The organism is Mesorhizobium sp. M7A.F.Ca.CA.003.01.2.1, from assembly GCF_003998945.1.
In the GTDB taxonomy this organism is placed as follows: Bacteria; Pseudomonadota; Alphaproteobacteria; order Rhizobiales; family Rhizobiaceae; genus Mesorhizobium; species Mesorhizobium ciceri.
In genome coordinates this window covers 1-817 of sequence record NZ_RZRA01001465.1, presented here as the reverse complement: position 1 = coordinate 817, position 817 = coordinate 1, and the positions used below count along the sequence as shown (strand labels likewise).

Sequence of the window (817 nt, the reverse complement as noted above, 5' to 3'; positions counted from 1 at the left end):
CTGCATGGCGACGCCCTGAAAATCGCGATCGAACAGACACGGACAAAATGGGGATGGTTTGTCGCGCTCGGTGTGCTGCTGCTCATCTTCGGCGGCATTGCCTTCGCCAACCTGTTCGTCGCCACGGTGGCTTCCGTCTACGTCGTGGGATGGCTGATGCTGATGGCGGGCATCATCGAGATCGTGCACGCGTTCGGCGTCAAGACCTGGAGCCGCTTCTTCTACTGGCTGCTCAGCGGACTGCTGTACGCCGTTGCCGGCTTCTTCGCTTTCGGCAATCCGTTGCTTGCCTCGGCGGTGCTGACATTCCTGCTGGCGATTGCGCTGGTCGCGTCAGGGGTGCTCAGGGCCTGGGTCGGCTACAGCCATCGGCCGGAACGCGGCTGGGGCTGGATCGTCGCTGCCGGTGTCATCACCGCGCTTGCGGGCCTGATCATCGCCATGGGCTGGCCGGTCAACAGCCTGTGGGTGCTCGGTCTGTTCCTGGCGATCGATCTGATCTTCCAGGGCTGGACCTTCATCGCCGTTGGCCTGGCACTGAAGAAGTAGCTTAAAATGCCATCGCAGCGTCGAGGTCGGAGAGCGGCCTGACGCCGGCAAGCAGCGCGCGTGCCTCGGCTTCATCGCGCTTCATCTGCGCGACCAGCGCGTCGAGCCCCTCGAACTTCACCTCCGGACGCAGGAAACCGAAGAAGGAAACCTGACAAACCTCGCCATAGAGGTCGCCGGAGAAATCGAAGACAAAGGTTTCCAGCAGCGGCGCGCCGTTGTCGTCGACTGTCGGGCGTCGGCCAAAGCTGGCGACGCCCGACAGTCG

The 817-nt window shown here is 63.2% G+C and carries 2 protein-coding genes; one reads left to right on the top strand and one right to left on the bottom strand.

From position 1 onward, the window contains the following. Entirely contained in the window at nt 1–549 is a 549-nt protein-coding gene (locus EN969_RS33490) for an HdeD family acid-resistance protein (protein WP_127419884.1), read from the top strand. 1 nt (nt 550) lies between these two features. Here EN969_RS33490 and EN969_RS33485 read toward each other — a convergent pair. Then, the coding region (locus EN969_RS33485; protein WP_206525329.1) for a riboflavin kinase at nt 551–817 on the bottom strand (267 nt) is incomplete at its 5' end.